This is a genomic window from Devosia sp. 2618, assembly GCF_040546815.1.
Classification (GTDB): domain Bacteria; phylum Pseudomonadota; class Alphaproteobacteria; order Rhizobiales; family Devosiaceae; genus Devosia.
Genome location: NZ_JBEPOO010000001.1, coordinates 2,069,307 through 2,086,538, shown reverse-complemented (window position 1 = coordinate 2,086,538; position 17,232 = coordinate 2,069,307). Strand labels below are relative to the sequence as shown.

Here is a 17,232-nt window from a genome sequence, read left to right as displayed (position 1 = left end):
GCGAACCGGAAAGCACCCAGTCATGGTCGAAAAGTCCCAATTGCTTGCAGCCGTGGTTGACCGGATTATCCCGGGCGACCGTGATCCGGGTGCCAAGGCCCTTGGGACGGATCGCTATGTTGAAGGGTTTTTGGTAGCCAATCCTGCCGACGCTCTGCCCATTTGGGCAGGGTTCTCGGACTTGGCGGGGGCCTGCCCGGACTTTTGTCAGCTGACGTCCGACAGACAAGACCAAATGCTGCAGGCGCTGGAGGCGACGCCTTGGTTCCAGCGGCTGGTAACAATCACTTCAGAGGGATTTTACGCGGACCCTGACAATGGCGGCAATGCCGGGGCAGGGTCATGGACCATGATGGGCTATCGCCATGGTCTACCTGAAGGACCAAGCGGTCCGCCGAGAAGCAAGGGCGCCAAATGAGCTCACATTACGATGCAATCATTGTCGGCGCCGGCGCATCCGGCAACATCGTGGCCGCGGTTTTGGCCGAGGCGGGACGGCGCGTTCTGCTCGTCGAGCGCGGCCCCATGGCTGACTATGCAACGTCGGGTCATCGCGACCATCTGCGCAACCAACGCTTCTCGCCCTATGGCCACAATGCCGGTCCCGACGTGGTAGGCAACCCGCGTGTTCTGGTGACACCAGATGGCCGAGAGCAGATATTGGCGCCGCACCAGCCTGGTTATCACAACAATGCCGCCGTAGTCGGTGGTGGCACGCTGGTCTATGGCGGCCTTGCATGGCGGTTCCTGCCAGACGATTTTCGGATGGCGACACGCTATGGCGTGCCGGAAGGGTCCAGCCTTGTCGATTGGCCAATCTCGTATGAGGACCTGGCGCCTTACTACCAGCGCGCGGAATGGGAAGTCGGTGTCAGCGGCGATGCGGCAGGACCAGTCCAGCAACCCGCGCGCGCAGACCGATATCCTATGCCGCCAATGCCGAGTAACCCCGGATCTGCCAGGTTACGACAAGGCGCCGCTGCGCTAGGACTTAATGTTTTTGCACCACCATTGCTCGTCAACAGTGTTCCACGCGACGGCCGCGCAGCCTGCATTGAGTGCGGCTCATGTGTCGGTTTCCCGTGCCCGAGCGACGGCAAAAACGGCACGCAAAACACCATGCTGCCGCGGGCGCTCGTCACGGGAAATTGTGAACTTGTCACCGGCGCCGTCGTGGAGCAGATCGACTGTGACGCGCGCGGGAACATTGTCGGGATAAGTTACCTCGTAGATGACACCACGGGTCCCGAGCGTCACGTCGCCACCGCTGATCAGGTTATCCTGTGCGCTGGTGCGATTGAAACGGCGCGCCTCCTGCTGAACTCCAAGTCACGGCACCACCCACAAGGCATAGGCAATGACCACGGCCAAGTGGGGCTTAGTCTGCAAGGCCACTATTATCCGACCGCCTTTGGCCTCTTCGACGACATCGTATCGGATGGTCGGGGCCGGGCGTGACGACAGCCACCTGCGACTATAACCACGGCAACCCCGGCATCATTGGCGGTGGCATGCTCGCAGATGACTTTGTGATGCTCCCCGCCATCTTCTGGAATTCGGCCATGCCACCCGGCATGCGCAATTGGGGGCAGGGTGCCAAGGACTTCATGCGGCACGCCTATCAGCGTGTGGTTCAGGTCAAGGGCCCGGTTCATGAAATCCCGAGCCCGACCTGTAAGGTTTCCATCGATCCGGTTGTGCGCGATAGGTTCGGGCTTCCCGTGGTGCGGCTGGAAGGGCAGGCCCATCAAGCGACAGTCCGCTCGGCAAACTTCATGCTGGATCGGGCAAAGGATTGGCTACACGCGGCTGGAGCCGAGCAGGTCTGGGGCGCACCCGCCGTTCCGCGCCTGTCAGGGGGACAGCATCAAGCTGGAACCTGTCGAATGGGCGATGATCCGCGCAATTCCGTAACCGACGGATATGGACGTGTCTGGGGCCATGACAACCTGTTCGTATCCGACGCCGCTTTGCACCCCACCAATGGGGGCTTCAATCCCGTGCTCACGGTGATGGCATTGGCATTTCGCAATGCCGATCACATCGCGGGCGCTGTCTAACTATTCGGAAAGGACTATCTGCATGACCGATACCAAGAAGTGCGCCATCGTGACTGGGGGCGGCAGCGGCATTGGGCGGGCGGTTGCTTTGTCGCTCGCAAACGCGGGCTGGCAGGTTGTCGTCGCCGGACGTCGTCTTGACGCGCTCGAACAAACCGCAGCGGCCGCTGCCACAGGGGACATTGTCGGCATTGTCGCCGATGTGACTGATGGCGAGTCGGTCGACCAACTGTTTGATCAGACTATACAACGATTTGGCAGAGTAGACCTTCTGTTCAACAATGCAGGCGTCAATGCGCCGGCAAAGCCGTTGGATCTTTTGACCGCCGCCGAACTCAGAAGCGTTTTCGACATCAACGTGCTTGGGTCGGTGCTCTGCGCCCGGGCTGCCATGCGGGTGATGAAAGCCCAAACGCCGCAAGGCGGGCGCATCATCAACAACGGCTCGATTTCCGCCTACGCCCCGCGTCCAAATCAGGTTGCCTACACGGCCAGCAAACACGCCATCACTGGTCTGACGAAGTCCATCGCCCTCGATGGTCGGGCCTTCAACATTGCCTGCGGCCAGATCGACATCGGCAACGCAGCGACCGAGATGTCAGCATACATGCAGGCCGGCGCCACTCAGGCCAATGGCAGCGTCATGCCAGAGCAGCGTATCTCGTCCGACCATGTCGGCTCGACCATCGTTCACATGGCCAGCCTACCCATTGAAGCCAATATTCCGTTCGTAACCGTCATGGCCACTACAATGCCGCTCTACGGACGCGGATGACCGCAACGGGCTCGGATGCGTTTGGAGGCTCACGCCTAATACGCGTTCGGCCCCAGCGCATCCCCGAGCCAGTTCAGCATTGTCATGACGTCGAACACCGGTAGTCCAGTCGCTGAGGAAACCGTCTTGGAGTGCCTTGGCAGGTTGGTGCATTCGCAGAGGATTGCGCCGACTTCGGGGTGGCGGGCAACCAGTGTTTTGGCCGCTGCGACCACCTCTTCATCGAAAACGGACAGGTCGCCGAGGCAAGGCTGGTCGCCGTAATACTGGGCGAACAGGCTGCCCTTGGGCAGGCCTTGAATCGGGGTGTCGAGCGGCGCGCCAACGGCTTTAAGGTGTCGGAAGCCTAGCGATTCCGCCGAAAATGTCAGGATGCCTGCACGCGTGCCTTTAGGGAGGCCGATCTCGATCATCGGGATTTGCAGCAGGCTGCTGGTAAACACGGGCACGGGAAGGGCTTCAGCCAGTTCTCGCTGAAACACCGCCAGAAACCCGCAGCTTGTGGTTATGGCACGGGCACCTTCCGCCACCAGTTCGAGGCCAGCGGCGATGAATGGCTCAAGAAGTTCGGAAGGGTCGCCAAAAACCACCTGCGCGGGTCGCGCGCCGTGTACGATCTTGAAGCGCACTGGGGTGGACCAGCTCTCGGGATTGCCGATATCACCAGGATAGCGATGAAATTTTGTATCCAGCATCAGCACGCCGATGAACGGGGCTTCCGCAGGATGGGCGCCAGCGGGGGTGTTCATGCGCAATTCCAGTCAATGAACCAGCCAAAGAAAAGCCGCCGCCACCTTTGAGGGGATGGCAGCGGCCGAATGTGCGTCTAGCGCAAGCTTACTCGGAGAAGCTGTAGCCGGATGGCAGGTCGGCTGCAGTGATGCCGAATGGCGCCAGGTTCTCAAGGAACATGGTCTGCACGTTGCCGATGCGGCGGTTGTAGTTTGCCCAAGTCGACACAAAGGTCTTCCAACGCTCATCGGTGCTGTAGTTGAGCGCGATGCTTGATGGAGTGGAAAGGGTTGGTGTTGGAACGTTCACTTTGCCCAAAGCGGGCGTGCGCTTCGACATCACCAGGCCGTTGAACAGCGTGTTGACGAGGCCATCTGCCTTGCCGGTGGTTGCCGCCACAATTGCTTCATCGCGTGTCTGGAAGCGCAGGATGTTGGCATTGGGCAGAAACTTGTAGGTGATCAGGTCCTGCGACGAGCCAATATCAACGGCGAAGGTATAGTCGGGCGAATTGAGTTCGGCCCAGCTCTTGCCGTCGACCTTCTCGCTCGCAGAAATGATGACGAAGCTGTTGTAGTAGGTGGGGTCCGAGAAGGTCACGGCCAGCGAACGCTCGGCGGTAGCCGTTGCGGCGAAGGCCATATCGACCTTGCCGCTCTGCACGTCGAGGATCGAGTTGCCCCAGGTGGATTCCACGATTTCGAGCTCGACGCTGAGCGCCTTGGCAATATCGGTCGCCATATCGATCACGAGGCCCGACCACTCATTGGTTCGCGGATCTTTGCTGAAATAGGGCGCTTCGTTGACGATGGCCGGAATGCGCAACGCCCCACGCGTGCGGATATCGTCAATCGTATCGGCGGCTGCAGGCGCGGCAAACAGTGGGGCGGCAATTGCTGCCAACCCGAGCACTTTGATCAAATTCTTAAGCATAGTCCCTCCGACATGTGCTTGTTGATGTTTGGTCAAGACCCTCTGACCAAACCTGACGGAAGGCTAGCGGTTGGGCTGCGTCGGACAATGCTAGAGAAAGCTGTAGCCTTAGCCCGTTTTTTGTAGGACGCGCCTTACAGGGCGACATAGGGCGAGCCGTCTGCCTGCGGCGGATCAAGAACCGGCCCGGCAAGTTCAGTCTGGCAGGTTTGGAACAGGGCGCTGACGCTGGGATGGTTCTGCAGAAAGCTGGCGCTGCCGAAATAAACCCTCACCTCAGGCAATTTGGACAGGCGCACGCTGGCGATGGTTTCGTCATCAGGCTGCATGCACCATGAGGGGATGATCGAAAATCCCAACCCCTTTTCGACGCATCTTTTGACGCTCGAACTGCCTGAGGTTGAGATTGCCGGCTGAACGACCGCGCCGTCGCGCGCCAGAAAGTCGATGGCCAGGTTGCGCAGTGTCTGTCCGGGTTCGAATGTGATGAAGGGACGTCCGACCGCCCAACCCGGAATGTCGTCCTGCGCCGGAGCAGGGCCCCACTCGCGGGGGTAGACTAGGCTCAGGTGATAGCTGCCCAACAGCCTTTGTGGCACCACGGGGTCGCCGAAATAGCGCTCGGAAATGCACACATCGAGGCTGCCATTCTTGACCATCTCGGCAAGCACGGTATCGCGCTCGTAGGCGGCCACTTCCAGCTCGGGGAAATTCTCCCGGAAGCTCGCGAGCACACTCGGGAACAGATAAAAGAAAATCGCCTGCGGCATGCCCACGCGCAAGGACGATCGCTGGCTTTCGACCAGCTTGGTCAACCGCTCCAGCATGATGGAGAGCTCGGGGTTGAGCTGGTTGTAGAGCGCACGGCCGTAAGGGGTGAGAGCAATTCTTTTGGCGCCTTGCTCGGATTCTATGAGCTGGCCCTTGAGCAGCTGTTCGAGCCGCCGAACATGGTTCGATGCAGACTGGTAGGAGAGGTTAAGTTCGCGCGCGGCCCCCGAGAAGGAGCCATGGCGGGCAACCTCGTAGAAGGTCTGGATCAACGTCAGATTGATTTTGGACATTTGCCCTGTTTTCCATATGCGGCGGCGCACCACAACGGGTTGCTGGACAATGGGTCATCCGGCCGGCCACGCTGCAGTCCCTGTGATTGGCGGTGGAAAGCGAGTTCCTCGCACGCACCTTAGTTTCCGCCGCCGCCCACGCTCGATACAAATTTCGTCATTACCAAGGTCAGGGATATTGCATCGACGCGACTGACGGGCACGGGCCAGTATTTCGGCAGCTTATTTCAGCACCCGCTGGTCCGTGTAATGGTTTGTGCGTCCTCCATGTCTGTCGTCATCGTCGGTTGCGGCATCGTTGGTGCTTCGGCTGCGTACTTTCTCGCCAAGGAAGGTGTGAAGGTCGAAATCCTTGATGCGATTGAGCCCGCGGCACAGGCAACCGGGTCTGCCGATGGGGCGGTATCCGTCGCCAGCAAGCGTCCCGGACCGGTGATGAATGCAGCACTGGCCGGCATTTCGCTCTACCGCGAATTGAGCCAGCAAGGCTTGCTGGCCGGGGCATTCAAGTCGCGGTCGACCTTCGTATTGGCCTCGTCTCAAATTGAATGCGACGTGCTCGACGCCCATGCCGCAGCTTTGCGAGGTGTCGGGCTGCGGGTCGATACTCTGTCGCGTGCAGACCTGCGCGGCCGTTTCGCTCCACTTTCGTCGGACCTGAGCCTGGGACTAGAAGTGTTCGATGAAGGGCACGCGATCGGCTACCAGGTCGTGCATCGCCTGCTGACCGCGTCCGCTGCCAAAGTCCGGCGCAATTGTCGCGTCGAAAGCTTCCTTCGGGACGAAAAAGGCACGGTTGTCGGCGTGACCACCAACCAAGGCCCGATCCGGTCTGATGCGGTGGTGGTGGCATCCGGCAATGGATCGGCCGATCTGCTGGGCATTCCCGACGTTCTCATTCCGCGCAAGGGCCAGTTATTGGTCACCGAGCGGGCGCCAGCGCTCAACGCGGCCATGCCCGGTGCGATCATGTCCGGCCGCTATCTGATGAGCAAAGGCATGCAGGTTGGTGCCGCAAAGGCCGACGATCGTGGCTACGGCACGGTTGTTGATCCACTCGCGACGGGCCAGTTTCTCATTGGCGGCACGCGCGAAAGCTCGGCCGAAAAACACACCAACGACGTTGAGGCCGTTGCCGAAGTGTTGCGCCGAGCCGTTGCCATGGTGCCCGGGCTCGCCTCAGTCCGATTGCTACGCGCCTTTGCCGGTATTCGCACCGCAGTGGTCGACAGCAAGCCATTAATTGGACGCGTGCCCGGCACGGACAATGTCTATGTCGCCACCGGCTTTGAGGGCGACGGCATTTGCTTGGGCCCGGTCACGGGTCAGGCAATCAGCCAGCTGATTCTCGACCGTCATGTCGATCTCGATCTGACGCCTTTTAGCCCCGCGCGCTTTACTCAGGTCGGAGTGCCGGCATGAGTTCCAACAGCTTTACCTGGAACGGTCGCCAGATCGCGTTCCGCACCGGCGAAACCATCGCCGCGGCGCTCAGCGCAGCCGACGTGCAGGATTTCGGCCCCGATCTGCTCGGTCAATCCGGCCGTTTTTTCTGCGGCATCGGCGCCTGCCAGGGGTGTCTGGTGCGGGTTGATGGCCGCGTGCGGGAATCGTGCCTGGCACCTGCTCGTGCCGGCCTGACGATCACATCTGCCGGAGGCTCCCATGTTTGACCGTGATGTGATCGTCATCGGCGGTGGTCCGGCGGGCATCGCGGCTGCCGTGTCACTCACCAGGCTTGGCTACGACGTTGAACTGGTCGATCAACGCACCCAACTGGGCGGTGCGATTTATCGCCAGCCAATCGAGGGTGTTCCGCCAGTCAAGCAAAGCGGGGCGGCCAAACGGCGCTGGCAGCGGCTGTATGCGTCAAGCCAGCAGGTTAAACTCAACTGCCGGTTCTCCAGCGTTTTCGCCGGGGTCGATGGCGACGGCAATGTCCTGATCGATGACCGCGGCCTCGGGAAGTTGGTGTCACTGCGCGCCTGCGCCGTGGTGATTGCCGTCGGCGCGGTGGAAAAAGTCACACCGCGTCCCGGCTGGGACCTGCCGGGCGTTTTCACCGCCGGCGGCATGCAGGTGATGATGAAGGAAACCGGCCGTGCGCCCCGAGGCACGGTGTTGCTGGCAGGCAGCGGCCCGCTGTTGATTGCTGTTGCCGCACAGATGGCTGCAATGGGCAATGCCCCTCTGGCTATTGTCGAAGGCGGCAATCCTTTGGCCATCAACGGCAATGGCCTGGGCCTGTTGGCGCATCTCGGGCTCCTCAGCGAAGCGGCTGGCTATCTGTCCGGCATCGTCCGTCATGGGATCGATTGGCGGCGCAGCACCGAGCTTGTCGCCATTGCCCGTACGGGTGCCCGGCTGTCTGCCGAACTGCGTCACGCCAACGGCGCGCGGGAAACCCTCGTTGTCGATCAGATCGCACTTCACGACGGCATTCGCTCCAACAATTTCGGTCTACCAGCAGACACAGTCGGTACAGCAGAAATGCCGTTCATCACCCGGGCAGGGGACTGCCGCGAGGCCCTCGGCGCCGTGGCCTCTGAACTCGATGGCGCTCGGGCTGCAGCCGATGTCGCGGCCTATCTGACCCAGACCGCCGGGGACACCGCCGCTGATTTGGCGGCGATCGCCCGGCAACGGCAGGCGCAGGCGGTGCTGAGCACACTCTTCGCCCCAACAGCGCGCAATATCCGATTGGCTGACCTGCCTGATGACACCGTCGTGTGTCGATGCGAGCGGCGCAAAATGCAGGATCTGAAGCTTTTGCTGGAGGCGGCGTCTCCGCTGTCTGGCCGCGAAATCAAACACAATGGCCGGTTCACCATGGGGGCCTGCCAGGGGCGTTTCTGCGCGGACAACACCGCCCGCATCGCATCCGAAATTTACGGCGCGGAGAAATCCATCGCCGCATCCGATCTCACCGGTAGCCGCTGGCCTGTGCGCCCGTTGCCCATCTCTGCGCTGCTCGATGACGAGTCCGCGCCTCACGAACCACCTGCGAGAGAACAATGAACCACGTCCACCACGCGTCCCTGTCCGCCCGCACCAGCTTTGATGTCATCAACCCATTCAGCGGTCAGCTCGTCGGCCAGCTAGCACTATCGAGCACTTCCGAAGTGAATGCTGCCGTGGCCCGCGCCACCATCGCCCAGCGCGACTTCCGGCGTTCCACACCGGCCGTGAGACGCGCGCTGCTGAATGCGCTGGCCGAGCAGATTGCCCTCGATCAGGACAATCTGGCGCTGATCATTTCGAGCGAAATGGGCAAGACGATCCGCGAAGCCCGAAACGAAGTGCGGCGCGCCCAGAACACGCTCAAACTGTCGGGCGATGCGGCGACCTTTCTTGAGGGGCAGGCCGTTCAATGCGCCATCGTCGAAGGCGGCGCGGACAAGATCGCAACGATTACCTACGAGCCTGTTGGCGTTATCGGTGCGATCACCCCGTTCAACTATCCGCTGAACCTTCTCTGCCACAAGCTTGGTCCCGCTATCGCCGCCGGCAATGCGGTGGTCGCCAAGCCGTCGCCCAAGGCTCCATTGGCCGCGGCCCGGCTCGTCGAACTCGCGGCCAAGGCGGGGTTCCCCGAAGGCCTGTTCCAGATGGTGCATGGCGGCGCGGACATTGCCCTCGCTTTGGCCCGGTCGCCAATCAATCTGTTGTCGTTTACTGGCGGTACGGCAGCTGGTCTGGCGCTGAAGAATGCCACAGGTCTGGTGCGGTGCCTGATGGAGTTGGGCGGTAACGATCCGCTATTCGTCTTCCCCGATGCCGATCTGGACAAGGCTGTTCAGACCGTCATCGGCCATCGCTTCGAGATTGCCGGCCAGAGCTGCGCTGCAGCTAAGAAGCTCTATCTACACGACAGCATCGAGGCGGTTTTCCTCGACAAGCTTGTCGCTGCCGTCAATGCCGTGACCTACGGCGATCCAGCGTCCGACACGACGGACATGGGCACCGTTATCGACCTCGCTGCCGCGCAGCAGGTGCAAGCCCGCGTCGATGCATCGATCACGCTTGGCGCGCGCCTTCTGGTGGGCGGGCAGCATGATGACACTCTGTTTCAGCCGACGATCCTCGCCGACGTCGCCATCGACGCGCCCGTTATAGCAGAGGAGACTTTCGGCCCCATTATTGCCGCGCGCAGCTTTACCGATGCTGCAACCGCCATCGCCGAGGTCAATGCTGGTGTCTATGGCCTGCAGGCCGGGGTTTTCACCAACGATCATGAACTGATCAAGACCTTCTCGCGCGATCTCATCGTCGGCGGCGTGATGATCAATGAAGGGCCAGATTTCCGTGCCGAGCATGTTCCATTTGGCGGCCCCAAGGGCAGTGGCCTGGGCCGCGAGGGCGTGCGCATCACCATCCGCGAGATGTCCGAAACCAAAGTGGTCATCGACTGAGCCGTCGGCGTCACCACGCACCAATCGGGGGATACACAGTGAGAGTTGGAATTATGGGCGCCTCGGGGCGCGTCGGCTTCAAACTGGTAGAGGCCGTCTTGGCTGATCCGGGCTTGGAACTGGCAGCAGCGTTCGTTTCCCCCGGGTCACGCTTGCTGGGCACGCCGGTCGCCAATGGCAGCATCGAGTACCGCACACCCGATGCGGATTTTCGCAGCTATTGCGACGTGATCGTTGATTTTTCTACTCCCGCAGCAAGCTTGTGGCTCCAGGAAATCTCCGCCCGTAAGGCGCTGCCAATGGTGATCGGCACCACCGGCTTCCCGCCAACCCAGCACGCAAAGTTCACCAGCTATGCCCGTCACCGAGCGCTGTTGCTGAGCCCGAACTTCGCCTTCGGTTTTGAGGCGTTCAAGCTGGCCGTTCTGCAATTCGCCCGCCAGACACCCAGTGCCGATCCGACCATCATCGAAACCTATCACATCAACAAAAAGGCCGAGCCGTCCGGCACCTCCCAGCAATTGGCGACGCTGCTGCAGGACGTCCGCCAGGCCGCTTCGACCGTTACCGTCGACCTGCCGCAGATCGTCGTTCAACGCGAGGCAAATGTCGTCGGCGACACAGTCGTCCGGTTCGATATGAGCGCTGGCGAAATCAGCTTCCGCTGCTCGGTTCAGACACTTGCTGCCTACGCCGAGGGTGCGCTTGCCGCTGCCCGCTGGCTTGTCGAATCCGGCGCTACTCATGGGCGGTTCGACCTTGCCGATACACTCACTCAAACAGGAGTAAAATCATGACCGATTACAGAGCCCAACTCACGGGCGTATTCACCGCCCTCGTGACGCCCTTTAAAGGCGACGCCGTTGACTACGAGGCTTTTGACGCTCTGGTAGAACGCCAGTTGGCGGCCGGAATTGCCGGTCTGGTTCCCGTCGGCACCACTGGCGAGGCAGCCACATTGAGCGATGACGAAGCCGCTGAAGTTATCGCTCGGACTGTAAAGCTCGCCGCCGGGCGTTGCGTCGTGATGGCCGGCGCCGGCGCCAACGACACCCGCACCGCCGTTGCCAAAGCCATCCGGGCCGAGGCTGCTGGCGCCGATATGCTGCTCGTGGTCACGCCCTACTATAACAAGCCCAGCCAAGCGGGCCTGATCGCTCACTACCAGGCTATTGCAGCGGCGACGTCCTTGCCGATTGTGCTTTACTCGGTGCCCGGTCGTTGCGGCGTCGAAATTGCTCCTGAGACCTGCAAGGCAATTCTCGATACCTGTCCCAACGTTGTGGCGATCAAGGAAGCGGGCGGTTCGGTGGATCGCGTGACCAAGCTGCGTCTGGCCTGCGGCGACCGGCTCGTCATTCACTCCGGCGACGATGCTCTGACGGTGCCGTTCCTGTCTGCAGGCGCGGTCGGAGTGACCAGCGTCGTTGCCAACTATGCTCCCCAGGCCATGGTCGATCTGGTTCGTGCCTGGCAAGCTGGCGACACCGCGCGCGCCCTGGTGCTGCACGAACAGCTGTCCGAGCTGACTGCGGCAATGTTCATTGAGGCGAACCCAGGTCCGGTCAAAGCCGCGCTGGCCCATGCCGGTTTTTCGTCGCCTGACATGCGTCTTCCCATGGTGGCGATGTCCGATGCCAACCGTTCCGCACTGGTGCAGACCCTCGGTCGCTTCCAAGCCAGCTTTCAAGAAATTCGCTAAGCGGCGCCTGTTGGTTTGCATTGTTCCCATTGATCGTCTGCCTGACAATCACTAGCACCGACCGCGGTTTTGTGGCGTTCGGGCGGAGTCGGGGCGATCTTCGCGGCACAATGCGAGCCACTGGCGCAGAACAAGAAAAGGAGGGACCCAAGCAGTGACATACAATTGGGATTTCCACTCAATCTGGCAAAATATCGACCTCTTTTGGTTCGGCCTTCAGGTCACCGTCCTCTACACAGTCGGCTCGATTGTCTTCGGTGTACTCATTGGCATAGCCACATGCGCCGCGCGCCTGTCGCGGTGGCGGTTTCTTGGCTATTTCGCCCGTCTCTATCAGGAACTGTTCCGCTGCACGCCTTTGCTGGTGCAGTTGCTGTGGTTTTACTACGCGTTTCCGCTGCTGATCGGCGTCAATGTCGATAACCACTTCGCGGCAATGCTGACGCTGTCGCTTTACGTCGGCGCATTCTACGCTGAGATTTTCCGCGGTGGCATCGTCTCGATCGACAAGGGACAGCATGAAGCTGCGGCGGCCATTGGCATGAGCCCGATGCAGGCCACCTGGCGCATAATTGCGCCTCAAGCCATCAAGCGCATGCTGCCGTCGTTCATCAACCAGTCGGTTATCCAGTTCAAGAACACCTCCCTTATCTCGGTCCTGTCAGTCGCCGATCTTGCCTATATGGCGGCGGTTGTGAACGGCCAGACCTATCGTCCGCTCGAGTCCTACACTGTCATGGCGCTGCTTTATCTGGCGATCCTGGTGCCTGTTACTCAGCTGGCCGACCTGCTCGAAAAGAGGATGCGCAACAGTGACTGATCTCTCCATTGCCACAGAAAAGTCCTCCTCGGTGCCTGTGCTGCAGGCGGTCAAGCTGTCGAAGAATTTCCACAAACTGCAGGTCTTCGAGAACCTCAGTCTCGACCTTCAGCGCGGCGAGGTCGTCGCCATGATCGGGCCTTCGGGTTCGGGAAAATCGACCTTCCTGCGCTGCCTCAACATGATGGAAACACCCACCAGCGGCCAGGTGCTGTATCAGGGCGCCGCCGTCACGCCGAACTTCCGCGATCGGGGCGACCAGATCGGCATCGGCACGCTGCGCCGCAATGTCGGCATGGTGTTTCAGCACTTCAATCTGTTCCCGCACATGACCGTCCTCCAGAATGTGTGCGAGGGCCCGGTCAGCGTAAAACGCGTGCCCAAGGCGGAAGCCAAGGATCTGGCCATGCACTTTCTGGGCCTAGTCGGGCTGGCTGAAAAACATGTCAGCTACCCAAGCAAGCTATCTGGCGGTCAAAAACAGCGCGTCGCAATCGCTCGGGCGCTCGCCATGCAGCCGGGCGTGCTGCTTCTCGATGAGGTCACCAGCGCCCTCGATCCCGAACTGGTGGGCGAAGTTCTCGACGTCATTCGGACCCTGGCCGATGAGGGGATAACCATGGCCATCGTCACCCACGAAATGGCCTTTGCCGCCGATGTGGCAAGCCGAGTGCTGTTCCTCGACAAGGGACGCATCGCGGCTGAGGGCAGCCCGTCCGACATCATCCACAATCCGTCGGACGAACGTCTGCGCAACTTTGTCTCCCGGATCAGGAACTAGACCACATGACCGTCTTTAAGGTGACCATTGTCGGCGCTGGCCTGATCGGGAGCATGCTCGCTCGCGAACTTGCCGCGTCACCTGCCTATCGGGTCACCTTGGTCGACCTTTCAGAAGAGGCGCTCGAAAAGGCTCATTCCGAAGGCACAGGCATACAGCTCGCCAGCTATTCGCACGCCGAGGAACTGTTCGCCTTGCTCGATGGGCAGGACCTTTGCGTCTCGGCGGTCCCAAATCGCTCGACTGGGCGCGTTGCCGACGCGGCCACCCGGGCAAAGGTGCATTTTCTGGACTTCTCCAAGCCCAACGAAGATATCCGTCGCAATCTCGAAGCGCTGGCAGCCGAGCGATGCGTCATGCTCGGCTGTGGCCTTTCCCCCGGTTTGGTCGAAAATCTGGCGCTAAGCCTGCTGGCCGAAACGCGAATGGCCTCCGACCTCACCATTCGCGTCGGCGTCCTGCCGCGCTTTCGCGTCGATCGCCTCGGCTATGGTGTCAGCTGGAATCTTGATAGTGCGATCGATGAATACGCCTATCCCGCGGCCGCAATCCGCGACGGGAATGTGGTCCAGATCGCGCCTATGGAACAGCACGAGACGTTGACGCTGGATGGTATGTCGCTCGAGGCCTTCACGACCTCGGGCGGGGTTGGCGACCTGACCGCATTTCAGCGGCAGGGCATCAAGAACTTTACGTTCAAAACGCTGCGCTATCCGGGCCACCTCGACTACATGCAGTTCCTGCTGCACGACCTGAACCTGCGCAATCGGCGTGACCTGTTGCGATCAATGCTCGGCACCAGCCTCACGCGCATCAGTGATGATGTGGTGATCATCTACATAACCGCCAAAGGGACGGCGCCCGACGGGCGAGCGGTCGAGAAATCGCTTTATAGATGCGTGAAGGCGAGCCCCGCCAAGGGGGAGGGGAATGCTTTGGCGAAACTCTCATCCCGCTATGCAGCCGCGTTGATCGCCCGGCTCGCCAATGGTGGTTTGCCAAATCTCGGCTTTGTCGATCACACAGGTCTGGCCGACCTTGGGGCGAGCAGCACCGCTGATCTCTAGGCGCCGATGGAGGGTATCATGCAGCCAGGATAAGCTTCAGCGCGATGCCCCACATCACCAACGCGATGACCACCTCAAGAATGCGCCAGGCGACAGGCTTGGCAAAGACTGGGCGCAACAGCGCGGCGCCGTAGCCCAAAGCAAAAAAGAACGCGAAGGACGCGGTCACCGCACCGGCAATGAATGAAGCCTGCTGTCCGGGAAACTGTGTCGATATGGTGCCGAGTAGCACAACGGTGTCGAGATAGACGTGCGGGTTGAGCCACGTGAACGCAAGGCACGTCAGCAAAGTCGCTGAAAGCGTTCTGGCGGCCCCGGTCTCGCTGACGGATAGAGCCTCATCTGCGCGCATGGCCGCGAGCATGCTCCTGGCCCCATACCAGATCAGAAACGCTGCGCCGCCATACCGCATGACGGGGTCGATCCATGGCAACCAGGTCGCCACTCGCGCAAAACTGGTGACGCCAACAACGATCAGAATGGCATCCGACAGCGCGCAGGCGAGGCTGACGGCAAAGACATGCTCACCCTTGAGGCCCTGCCGGAGTACGAAGGCGTTTTGCGCGCCGATGGCCACAATGAGGCTCAGCCCCATCCCAAGCCCAGTAAAGAAAACGGAAAAACTCATCGGTCTGCGCACCCTGTTGTGCCATTGCGCTAATGGTCGAATGAGGTTTAGACCAGTTAATCCTACTGATGATGGATTAGTGGAGCTAATGCATGATCGACTATCCTGCCGCCCTCGCAGTCGCCACCATTGTGCGCACCGGTAGTTTCGAAAAGGCTGCAAAGGCTCTGCACATCACGGCATCGGCAGTGTCTCAGCGTGTCAAACAGTTGGAGGAACGGCTCGGCGTAGCGCTAATCGAACGCGGTACGCCATGTACCGCGACCGAGAAGGGCGCGTGGATCTGCCGACACGTGGAGCTGGTTGGTGCTCTCGAGAACAATCTGATGCAGCAACTACCGGCATTGGGTGACCACCCCAGCGGCCCTGTCACACTCGACATCGCAGTCAACGCCGACAGTCTGGGCACATGGTTCCTGCCCGCCGCCGCAGCCGTCACCCGCTCATCGAACATCCTTCTCAATATCGCCGTTGACGATCAGGACCACACGGCCGATTGGCTGCGTCGCGGTCGAGTGCTCGCCGCCGTCACCTCTCTCGCCAAGCCCGTGGCAGGATGCCGTGTCACCCCATTGGGAAAGCTGCGCTACCACGCTACGGCCAGCCCTGATTTCGTCAAACGCTACCTGCCCAATGGCATCAGCGCTGCCGCATTGGCGCAGGCTCCGGCCCTGACCTTCAACCAGAAAGACCGGCTGCAACAGGACTGGCTCCACGCCAACTTCGGTATCACGGACACGGTCCCCACCCACTGGCTGCCGTCCACGCACGCCTTCGTCGATGCATCGCTCTTGGGGATGGGCTGGAGCCTCAACCCATCGCAGCTGGTGGCCGATCATCTGGCCTCCGGTCGCCTGATCGAACTCGTGCCCGGTGCCACCCTCGACATCCCCCTCTACTGGCAAGTCAGCCGCTTGGCGGCCAGTCAGTTCCCGGACCTGACAAATGCCGTAGTCACGACGGCAAGGTCAGCTTTGTTGGCGACTGGCTAAGCCGCAATTGCCACCTCAGCGTTATGGCGCACGAGGTTATTCATTTAGAATTGCCTGCAAGAATCATCATGAGGGAAAGTACTGGCCCGGTGCCCGCGCATCCAGAATAGCAGGCCCGCAGATCATCCACGCGTCGAGTCACCACGGACTCACGACCGTGGCGCAAAGAATCGATCTTTTTTTGGAAGATTTTGGCTGGGGAACCTGGACCCTCCCATTGGAACGATACGTATAGCGATTTCAATGGTTTAGCAAGATCGTCGGTCAAAAAAGTGGGCCAAAGTGGATCACCCCTTTGGGCCCTTTTTCAACTTGGCTCAGTATCCATTGACGAGAACCCTGTGGGAAGAGATTGTCCTTGTCGGGGATTCAATACAATGGCCGACACGAACGCATTAACTGGTCCTAATTGGATTCAGCGTAACTGGGTAATTTGCCTAGCTCTGCTATTGACCGCTGCTTGGGCGATGGGCGCGTATCTCATGCTTCAGGCGTCCAGCCCTTGTAAGGTCGAAGGCCAACTTGCCGGATTTCTTGAGTGTCGAACTTCGAACGAAATCGGCGATCTTTTGGCCGGATTGTTCTCGCCTGTGGCGTTCGTGTGGCTGGTGGCTGCCGTTCTGATGCAAAGTGGCGAACTGCGAGCGCAGCGAGAGGAACTTCAGCTAACTCGGAAGGAATACTCGCTGACGCGATCCGAGGTTGAGGCTCAAAGGCTAGCGATGGAACAGCAGGTTCTTTTTGTCGAGCAGCAGACCGCCATCTTGATGGCGAACCGCGCGCAAGAAAGTGCTGAGGCCACGGACGACCGAATTGAAGGCTTGGCGAAGATGCTGGTTCAAAAGATAGGCCAGATCGCAAATGCCAGAATCATGTCAACCAAAGAAGCTGTAAAGTCTCAATTTAGTTCCGGGAAGCAAAGTATGCGCTTTGAAGCCCCTGGGTCAGACCCGTTCCAAATTGCTCAGTCTATGTCCGCCGCAATTCAGCCAGAGATACACAGATATCAAGAATACTATGGTGATCTCCCGCAAAATGTGGAAATCTCGCCAACGCTTATAGCCGACTTGATTAATCTGGCGTCGAAAATCGATAGTCTAGCCGATAGCGCTACTGCCCAAATGCAAGACAAACTCACTTATTTCGGCTGGGGCGGATACAGCTCAAATCTCAACATCCTAGTCGAGTATATCGGCGAGAAAGATCAATTGTGGCCAGACGCGCTCGCGGCAGCGCTCCAGGAAATTGAATTGCCTTGAAAATATT

At 60.2% G+C, this 17,232-nt stretch carries 19 protein-coding genes; 15 read left to right on the top strand and 4 right to left on the bottom strand.

Annotation, left to right across the window (positions count from 1 at the left end; genetic code table 11):
* The first annotated feature begins 22 nt into the window (after positions 1 to 22).
* The 4 genes from ABIE28_RS10615 to ABIE28_RS10600 are packed head-to-tail and all read left to right on the top strand — an operon-like array spanning position 23 to position 2,835.
* Complete coding sequence (locus ABIE28_RS10615; protein WP_354062715.1) at positions 23 to 418, top strand: gluconate 2-dehydrogenase subunit 3 family protein; 396 nt, start codon at positions 23 to 25, stop codon at positions 416 to 418.
* Positions 415 to 1,458, top strand: a complete 1,044-nt coding sequence (locus ABIE28_RS10610; protein WP_354062713.1) for a GMC family oxidoreductase N-terminal domain-containing protein — start codon at positions 415 to 417, stop codon at positions 1,456 to 1,458. The genes ABIE28_RS10615 and ABIE28_RS10610 overlap by 4 nt, the downstream gene beginning before the upstream one ends.
* A complete protein-coding gene (locus tag ABIE28_RS10605; RefSeq protein WP_354062711.1) occupies positions 1,455 to 2,060 on the top strand; it encodes a GMC oxidoreductase in 606 nt (201 codons plus the stop codon). Before ABIE28_RS10610 ends, ABIE28_RS10605 begins: the two co-directional genes overlap by 4 nt.
* A gap of 22 nt (positions 2,061 to 2,082) precedes the next feature.
* Positions 2,083 to 2,835 (top strand): SDR family oxidoreductase, encoded by a 753-nt coding sequence (locus ABIE28_RS10600; RefSeq protein ID WP_354062709.1) that lies wholly within the window; start codon positions 2,083 to 2,085, stop codon positions 2,833 to 2,835.
* 35 nt (positions 2,836 to 2,870) lie between these two features.
* Here the strand turns inward: ABIE28_RS10600 and ABIE28_RS10595 are convergent, their stop codons facing one another.
* The 3 genes from ABIE28_RS10595 to ABIE28_RS10585 all read right to left on the bottom strand — a co-directional run bounded on the left by ABIE28_RS10595 (position 2,871) and on the right by ABIE28_RS10585 (position 5,564).
* Entirely contained in the window at positions 2,871 to 3,584 is a 714-nt protein-coding gene (locus ABIE28_RS10595) for an aspartate/glutamate racemase family protein (RefSeq protein WP_354062707.1), read from the bottom strand.
* Positions 3,585 to 3,672: 88 nt separating this feature from the next.
* On the bottom strand, positions 3,673 to 4,500 hold the full coding sequence (locus tag ABIE28_RS10590; RefSeq protein WP_354062705.1) for a transporter substrate-binding domain-containing protein: 828 nt from the start codon (positions 4,498 to 4,500) through the stop codon (positions 3,673 to 3,675).
* 134 nt (positions 4,501 to 4,634) lie between these two features.
* Complete coding sequence (locus ABIE28_RS10585; protein WP_354062703.1) at positions 4,635 to 5,564, bottom strand: LysR family transcriptional regulator; 930 nt, start codon at positions 5,562 to 5,564, stop codon at positions 4,635 to 4,637.
* Between the two features lie 267 nt (positions 5,565 to 5,831).
* On the opposite strand from ABIE28_RS10585, the gene ABIE28_RS10580 reads away from it, so the two are divergent.
* The 9 genes from ABIE28_RS10580 (at position 5,832) to ABIE28_RS10540 (ending at position 14,346) form a co-directional block, all read left to right on the top strand.
* Positions 5,832 to 6,986, top strand: coding sequence for an NAD(P)/FAD-dependent oxidoreductase (locus ABIE28_RS10580; protein ID WP_354062701.1), 1,155 nt, complete (start codon positions 5,832 to 5,834; stop codon positions 6,984 to 6,986).
* A complete protein-coding gene (locus ABIE28_RS10575) occupies positions 6,983 to 7,237 on the top strand; it encodes a 2Fe-2S iron-sulfur cluster-binding protein (RefSeq protein WP_354062699.1) in 255 nt (84 codons plus the stop codon). Before ABIE28_RS10580 ends, ABIE28_RS10575 begins: the two co-directional genes overlap by 4 nt.
* A complete protein-coding gene (locus tag ABIE28_RS10570; protein ID WP_354062697.1) occupies positions 7,230 to 8,582 on the top strand; it encodes an FAD-dependent oxidoreductase in 1,353 nt (450 codons plus the stop codon). The genes ABIE28_RS10575 and ABIE28_RS10570 overlap by 8 nt, the downstream gene beginning before the upstream one ends.
* Positions 8,579 to 9,976: an aldehyde dehydrogenase family protein gene (locus tag ABIE28_RS10565; RefSeq protein WP_354062695.1), complete on the top strand. Its 1,398-nt coding sequence runs from the start codon at positions 8,579 to 8,581 to the stop codon at positions 9,974 to 9,976. The genes ABIE28_RS10570 and ABIE28_RS10565 overlap by 4 nt, the downstream gene beginning before the upstream one ends.
* A gap of 38 nt (positions 9,977 to 10,014) precedes the next feature.
* Positions 10,015 to 10,773 carry a dihydrodipicolinate reductase C-terminal domain-containing protein gene (locus tag ABIE28_RS10560; protein ID WP_354062693.1) on the top strand — a complete coding sequence of 253 codons (759 nt, stop codon included), beginning with the start codon at positions 10,015 to 10,017 and terminating at the stop codon, positions 10,771 to 10,773.
* Positions 10,770 to 11,678: a 4-hydroxy-tetrahydrodipicolinate synthase gene (gene dapA, locus ABIE28_RS10555; protein WP_354062691.1), complete on the top strand. Its 909-nt coding sequence runs from the start codon at positions 10,770 to 10,772 to the stop codon at positions 11,676 to 11,678. Before ABIE28_RS10560 ends, dapA begins: the two co-directional genes overlap by 4 nt.
* Before the next feature lie 154 nt (positions 11,679 to 11,832).
* Positions 11,833 to 12,498: an amino acid ABC transporter permease gene (locus ABIE28_RS10550; RefSeq protein ID WP_354062689.1), complete on the top strand. Its 666-nt coding sequence runs from the start codon at positions 11,833 to 11,835 to the stop codon at positions 12,496 to 12,498.
* On the top strand, positions 12,491 to 13,279 hold the full coding sequence (locus ABIE28_RS10545; protein ID WP_354062687.1) for an amino acid ABC transporter ATP-binding protein: 789 nt from the start codon (positions 12,491 to 12,493) through the stop codon (positions 13,277 to 13,279). The genes ABIE28_RS10550 and ABIE28_RS10545 overlap by 8 nt, the downstream gene beginning before the upstream one ends.
* A 5-nt stretch (positions 13,280 to 13,284) precedes the next feature.
* Positions 13,285 to 14,346, top strand: coding sequence for a saccharopine dehydrogenase family protein (locus ABIE28_RS10540; RefSeq protein ID WP_354062686.1), 1,062 nt, complete (start codon positions 13,285 to 13,287; stop codon positions 14,344 to 14,346).
* Between the two features lie 16 nt (positions 14,347 to 14,362).
* Here the strand turns inward: ABIE28_RS10540 and ABIE28_RS10535 are convergent, their stop codons facing one another.
* Positions 14,363 to 14,974, bottom strand: a complete 612-nt coding sequence (locus ABIE28_RS10535; RefSeq protein ID WP_354062684.1) for a LysE/ArgO family amino acid transporter — start codon at positions 14,972 to 14,974, stop codon at positions 14,363 to 14,365.
* A gap of 92 nt (positions 14,975 to 15,066) precedes the next feature.
* On the opposite strand from ABIE28_RS10535, the gene ABIE28_RS10530 reads away from it, so the two are divergent.
* Together ABIE28_RS10530 and ABIE28_RS10525 are read left to right on the top strand one after the other, a co-directional pair.
* Complete coding sequence (locus tag ABIE28_RS10530) at positions 15,067 to 15,966, top strand: LysR family transcriptional regulator ArgP (protein WP_354062682.1); 900 nt, start codon at positions 15,067 to 15,069, stop codon at positions 15,964 to 15,966.
* 377 nt (positions 15,967 to 16,343) lie between these two features.
* Positions 16,344 to 17,225, top strand: coding sequence for a hypothetical protein (locus tag ABIE28_RS10525; RefSeq protein ID WP_354062680.1), 882 nt, complete (start codon positions 16,344 to 16,346; stop codon positions 17,223 to 17,225).
* The last annotated feature ends 7 nt before the right edge of the window (positions 17,226 to 17,232 follow it).

Coding starts and splice junctions, on each gene's coding strand:
- ABIE28_RS10575 (WP_354062699.1), top strand. CDS start 6,983: ATGAGTTCCAACAGCTTTACCTGGAACGGTCGCCAGATCGCGTTCCGC.
- ABIE28_RS10600 (WP_354062709.1), top strand. CDS start 2,083: ATGACCGATACCAAGAAGTGCGCCATCGTGACTGGGGGCGGCAGCGGC.
- ABIE28_RS10525 (WP_354062680.1), top strand. CDS start 16,344: ATGGCCGACACGAACGCATTAACTGGTCCTAATTGGATTCAGCGTAAC.
- ABIE28_RS10610 (WP_354062713.1), top strand. CDS start 415: ATGAGCTCACATTACGATGCAATCATTGTCGGCGCCGGCGCATCCGGC.
- ABIE28_RS10580 (WP_354062701.1), top strand. CDS start 5,832: ATGTCTGTCGTCATCGTCGGTTGCGGCATCGTTGGTGCTTCGGCTGCG.
- ABIE28_RS10565 (WP_354062695.1), top strand. CDS start 8,579: ATGAACCACGTCCACCACGCGTCCCTGTCCGCCCGCACCAGCTTTGAT.
- ABIE28_RS10535 (WP_354062684.1), bottom strand. CDS start 14,974: ATGAGTTTTTCCGTTTTCTTTACTGGGCTTGGGATGGGGCTGAGCCTC.
- ABIE28_RS10590 (WP_354062705.1), bottom strand. CDS start 4,500: ATGCTTAAGAATTTGATCAAAGTGCTCGGGTTGGCAGCAATTGCCGCC.
- ABIE28_RS10570 (WP_354062697.1), top strand. CDS start 7,230: ATGTTTGACCGTGATGTGATCGTCATCGGCGGTGGTCCGGCGGGCATC.
- dapA (WP_354062691.1), top strand. CDS start 10,770: ATGACCGATTACAGAGCCCAACTCACGGGCGTATTCACCGCCCTCGTG.
- ABIE28_RS10615 (WP_354062715.1), top strand. CDS start 23: ATGGTCGAAAAGTCCCAATTGCTTGCAGCCGTGGTTGACCGGATTATC.
- ABIE28_RS10540 (WP_354062686.1), top strand. CDS start 13,285: ATGACCGTCTTTAAGGTGACCATTGTCGGCGCTGGCCTGATCGGGAGC.
- ABIE28_RS10595 (WP_354062707.1), bottom strand. CDS start 3,584: ATGAACACCCCCGCTGGCGCCCATCCTGCGGAAGCCCCGTTCATCGGC.
- ABIE28_RS10585 (WP_354062703.1), bottom strand. CDS start 5,564: ATGTCCAAAATCAATCTGACGTTGATCCAGACCTTCTACGAGGTTGCC.
- ABIE28_RS10530 (WP_354062682.1), top strand. CDS start 15,067: ATGATCGACTATCCTGCCGCCCTCGCAGTCGCCACCATTGTGCGCACC.